We start from the raw sequence: 5,419 nt of genomic DNA, 5'->3' as shown, positions 1-5,419 counted from the left end.
TGATAAGAGTCAAAGTTTTGAAATGATGGAGTATTTTGAGAGTTTAGGACTTAAAGCTGATGATGAGTGTTTAGGAAATAATGCTCTTACTGATTATATTGGAGTGGGTGGAAAAAATAAAAAAATGATTGATTATTTTTTTAAAAAAGGATGTAAATTTGAAGTTTATGATGAAAAAGGTGCTACCCCTTTGCATTCTTGGATATTGCTTGGTGATCCTGAGTCTGTAAATTCTTTAGAAGTGGCTTTACAATTTGGTGCTGATGTAAATATGAGAAGGATTGAAACAGAACATGAACACAGTTATATCGATGCAGGGGAAACCCTTTTACATATAGCTGCAAGATCTAAGAAAAAACCTGTTGGAACTTGTTTGGAAATTTTGATCAAATATGGAGCTGATGTCAATGCTGCTAATTGCACTATCAATGAAATTGAAAATGATAAAATTAATTATTTTAAACCTGATACTCCATTAGATAGGGCTATTTCTTTTGGGATAAATAAAAATAAAACAATCTTAAAAAAAGCAGGTGCTAAGACTTGGGAACAATTGGTTAAAGAATACAATATTGATACGAGTTTAGAGAGACCAGAACAAATTAAAATGTATGAAGAAAGAAGAAAGATGAAAAAATAATAAAAAGGAGGATTTTTTCTTGAAAATTAAATTTCATGATGTTAAATTTTACATTAAAGAATTTGAAAGTGTAGATATTATCGGTGGTTATATTGCCTTTTATGCACCTGTAAAAGAGCATTTAGAGGTAGAAAAAATTCAAAACGATCAAAATCCACAAGAAGAAATCCTGCAATTTAACAAAGATAACTCCCAAAAATATCTAAAAAAAATCAACCAAGAAAAAGAAGAGAAAATCGCACAGCTTGGACTTAGCACCAGCGAAGATATTAATAAAGAATTTGATAAGTTGGACAATAAGGCTACTCCTGTTGGAAAATTTGTAAGAAAAAATTATGAATATGATATATTTTATGATGTTTATACAAAAAAAGATAATTACATAAAAAAACATGATTACATAGAAAAATTTCCTATAGAAAATGGTGTTGCAAAAATAAAAAAAGAAACTTTAAAAAAATTTTATAATAAGTCTCAATGGTGTCTTATACCTAGATTACTTCCTGAAGATGATAATAAAGATTTTGAATTTGATCCTGTTCCTATTTTAAATAGTAGCTTTGTGATTTTAGAATTAGCAAATTGTAAGCAAAAAACTCTTACTTTTCAAAGAAAAATAGCTCAAATAAATAATCCAGATGATTTTAAGTTTCAAACACCTGAAGAATTTAAAGAAATGCTTAATAACAAAACAACCTTTGCTGCTTATGGTGGCAAAAAACAACAAATAGAAGATCTTATAAAAACTGCCAAGTTAAAACTTAAAATGTTAAAAAAACTTGAGCCATCAGAAATTTCTGAAGACGCTAAAGAAAGTTTGATAGATAAACAAAATAAAAAAATTGAAGAATGTGAAAAAATAAAAATAGATCTTGAAAAAAATGAGAATAGAAAAATCACACCCAGTGTTATAGGAGATGCGGGAGAATACATCACCTCTTTACTTTTTAAAAAAAGATCTACACGCCATTTGAGCAATCAAAGAAAAATTGATGCTAATTTCAATCTTCATAGTTTTAATCATACTATACCTGATTTTTTAGTGATCATCAATGATATTCCTAGTTTAGTCGAAGTTAAAAATGTTCAAGTTCAAAGCCTAACAGAACAAATAAGCTTTGAGCTAAAACTGGCTAGAGAATATGAACTTGATTACATCTTTGTGTGCAATCATTATACACATTTAACAGAAAATGTAGCAGGAAGTGCATTGACGCGTGAAGAACATGAAAAACTAGCACTCGATGGAAAAAAAGTGAGTGAGTTTAATAAAGAAACAAAAAGATTGAAAAAAGTAAAGGTGGCAGAAATCTTAAATGAAAAGGATAAAAACAAGCAAAATTGGTCTGAAGTATCAAATGTTCAAACTTCTCGTTTGAGAATTTTTTCAGAAAAAGGTGGGGATTGTGATGCAAGAAGTGGCTTTATTTACCATAGGCATTTACATAGAAGTATAAAAACAGTTTTTAAAGAAATATATCTGCACCATATAAAAGGAGTAGCACCTAATAAAATAGTGATAAAAAGATTAAATTTAAATAATGCAGAAGATTTAGAAGAAGTTTTTAACGAAAATCAGAATCTTCAGAAAAGTTAAAGGAAGGTTTGTGAGAATGCAAAAGGATTATAAATGCTAAATAAAATAACAATCAAAGGATATAAATCCATAAAAGATTTATCCAAATTTGAGCTTAAAAATTTAAATATCTTAATCGGTGCAAATGGTGCAGGTAAAAGTAATTTTATTTCAGTATTTAAAATGCTTAATGCTTTATTTAATAAAAATTTGCAATTTTTTACACAAGATAAAGGACCTGATAATTTTTTACATTTTGGCAGAAAAAAGACTGAAAATATATATCTTGAATTTGCTTTTGGCAAAAATGGTTATTATGCTACCTTTGTTCCAACGAGTGAAAATAAGCTTATGATATTAAATGAATATATTTTCTTTGATGGAGACTATAAAGACTATAAAGAACCTATAGGAAGTAATCAACTAGAAAGTAATCTTTCAGATATAATAGAACGAAGTTATTCTAAAAAAGTAGCACAACATGTTCTAAATGAAATCAAAAAATGGAAACTTTATCATTTTCATGATACAAGCGATACAGCCAAGATGAAGGGAATGTGTGATGCAAATGACAATCTTATATTTAAAGAAGACGCACAAAATATAGCAGCTTATCTTAAAATGCTTCATGATAATCACAATAATCACTATGAACAAATTTTAACGACTATACAAGATATCGCCCCTTTCTTTGGAGGATTTATTTTTAGAACTAATGAAAATATACAATTAGAATGGTATCATAAAAATAATCCTGATACTCCTTTTAAATCCCATATGCTTTCTGATGGGACTTTAAGATTTATATGTTTAGCTACTTTATTACTTCAGCCTTTTGAGTTGATGTCGGGAACGATTATTATTGATGAACCGGAATTGGGACTACATCCTTATGCATTAAAGGTTTTAAGTGAAATTATTAAGAGAGTGGCTAAAGAAAAGCAACTCATTATTTCTTCACAATCTGTAGAACTGATAAACCATTTTGAAGCGCAAGATATTATAGTAGTAGATAAAGAAAACGATGAATCTACTTTTACAAGAATGGATAATGAAAAATTAGAAGCTTGGCTTGAAGACTATACACTTGGAGAAATTTGGGCAAGTAATCTTATAGGCGGGAGACCAAAATAATGATTACAAGATGTTATGTGATTTGCGAAGGACAAAGTGAGGAAAAATTTATAAATGAAATTTTAGGATCGTATTTTTATAACTCTAATGTTTATCTTACTCCACTTATAATACCTACATCTAAAGGACATAAAGGTGGAGGACTTGCGTATGATAGAGTGGTTGATTTTATTGTTAAAAAATTAAAACAAGATTCACAAGCTTTTATGACAACAATGTTTGATTACTATGGATTGGATAATAGATTTTTAAAAGAAAAACAATGTAATAAAAATATATATGAACACGTTGAAAAAATACAAGAAGAATTTGATAAAATCATTAAACAACAATGCGATACAAATAATTTTTTTAGCTATATACAGCCACATGAATTTGAAAGTTTGCTTTTTAGTGATATTACAAAAATAATTAAAGCAGATGCTGAATGGAATAAAAAACTTATTTATAAACTAGAAGACATTGTCAAAGAATTCGATAATCCAGAATTTATTAATAATAGTAAAGAAACAAGTCCTTCAAATAGATTAAAAAAGATTTTATCTTTTCCAAGCTATAATAAAATCTTGCACGGTGGAAGAATCGCTAAAGAAATAGGCATAGATAATATAAGATTAAAATGCCGACATTTTAATAAATGGTGTGAAAAAATTCATAGTTTAGGCAACAAAAAGGAAAATAGTGAAAAATAAAAATTTATTTCACAAGAATTTGAAAAAGGTTTTTAAAAATAGCAATAAAAACACCTCAAACACCTTCAGGAATTAAAATGAAACAAAATATAAGCGCTAATCAAGTAAGTTTTTACCTTTTTTCTACAAAAACCTTTAGCGATGAAAAATATCTTGATGCTTGGAGTTTAAAAGGGAATCGTTTAAATTCTCAAGATTGGTTTGAATTTAAACAAGCTAATAAAGGTAGTTTTTATAACAAACATTTAAATGATACTTTAAAAGCCATGCAGAAACTTAAAGCTTATTTTAGTATCGATAAATTTGAAGGCATAAATTTACATGGAAATGATGAATGGTGCGATTTTCTACCTTCAAATTATCTCCAAATTTACGATAGGCTATGTTTAGATAAAAGCAAATATATTTTACATAGATATTATCAAGAAAATGATTTAAGCGAAATAGGAGCACTTAAAAATCTTTCTCCTAATTTTCCTTTTTGGAATGAAAGTGGTGAAAATTTTTCTCAAAATCAAATCAATGCTTTTATAGATAAAGACAACTTAGCACCCTATTTCAATAAATATGATGTTTATTTTAACTCTTCGCTTAATTTAACTTTTAATTTCAGTGATGAAAGCTTAAAATATCTAGTTGATAATTATAATCATAGAATCAGTCATACTTTTATCCCAAAAAATCAAGAGCAACTAGAAAAAGAATTAAATTTAAGCAAAAATGAAAAAATTATTTTAGAACTTCAAAATATGTTTTTAGATCTTTGTAAAGGCATCAGCGCTGATTATGCTTTTATGGATTTTTCTTATTTTTTTTCGGGTTATAACTATATATTAAATTCTAAAGATAATGCTTTTAAATCTTATCCCATTAATCAAGATAAATTAATTCATAAAAGAAGTTTTAAAGAATATATAGAAGAATACGCAAATACTTACTTTTTAAATTATTATTCTAAAGAGTTTTTAAAAGAACTTGATAATCAAGAGTTAAATGAAGATAGACTTAATCATTATCTTATCAATTACAACAAAATCCCAAAAAAAGTCGAAGAAGAAAATATACAAGGTTTACTCTCTAAACAAAAAGATACAAATATTAATTTTGTAAATTTTATAGATTATCAAGATTATGTTTATAACAATAAAGATGATTTTTGGAATTTGTCTTCAGAGGAAAATTCTATGCTTTGGGAAAAATTTTTAAGTAAAAATACCTTAAAACCTTTTCCTTTAAACTTTGATTGCTCCTTAGAAGAAAAATTTCTTTATGCTAAAGATGAGCAATTAGAAAACATTCTCAAATCTCACAAGGCTTTTCATGGCTAGAAAAAGAAAGATAACTATTCCTAGAATAGAAGATATTAATGTAACTCTT

The 5,419-nt window shown here is 27.1% G+C and carries 5 protein-coding genes; all 5 read left to right on the top strand.

Features of this window, described 5'->3' with window-relative positions; genetic code table 11:
* Positions 1 to 640, top strand: a 640-nt coding sequence (locus AJN70_RS04070) for an ankyrin repeat domain-containing protein (protein ID WP_186821009.1), incomplete at its 5' end; no start/stop codon positions are given.
* A gap of 19 nt (positions 641 to 659) precedes the next feature.
* Positions 660 to 2,237 carry a putative toxin gene (locus tag AJN70_RS04065; protein ID WP_070295512.1) on the top strand — a complete coding sequence of 526 codons (1,578 nt, stop codon included), beginning with the start codon at positions 660 to 662 and terminating at the stop codon, positions 2,235 to 2,237.
* Positions 2,238 to 2,270: 33 nt separating this feature from the next.
* The gene (locus tag AJN70_RS04060) at positions 2,271 to 3,350 is read left to right on the top strand and encodes an AAA family ATPase (protein ID WP_070295511.1); all 1,080 of its coding nucleotides are present in this window, start codon (positions 2,271 to 2,273) and stop codon (positions 3,348 to 3,350) included.
* Positions 3,350 to 4,042 (top strand): DUF4276 family protein, encoded by a 693-nt coding sequence (locus AJN70_RS04055; RefSeq protein ID WP_070295510.1) that lies wholly within the window; start codon positions 3,350 to 3,352, stop codon positions 4,040 to 4,042. Before AJN70_RS04060 ends, AJN70_RS04055 begins: the two co-directional genes overlap by 1 nt.
* A 77-nt stretch (positions 4,043 to 4,119) precedes the next feature.
* Complete coding sequence (locus AJN70_RS04050; protein ID WP_070295509.1) at positions 4,120 to 5,370, top strand: hypothetical protein; 1,251 nt, start codon at positions 4,120 to 4,122, stop codon at positions 5,368 to 5,370.
* Positions 5,371 to 5,419: the final 49 nt, after the last annotated feature.

The sequence above is a fragment of the Campylobacter sp. BCW_4341 genome, assembly GCF_001764255.1.
Taxonomy (GTDB): domain Bacteria; phylum Campylobacterota; class Campylobacteria; order Campylobacterales; family Campylobacteraceae; genus Campylobacter_D; species Campylobacter_D jejuni.
This window is presented reverse-complemented; position numbering and strand designations above follow the sequence as displayed.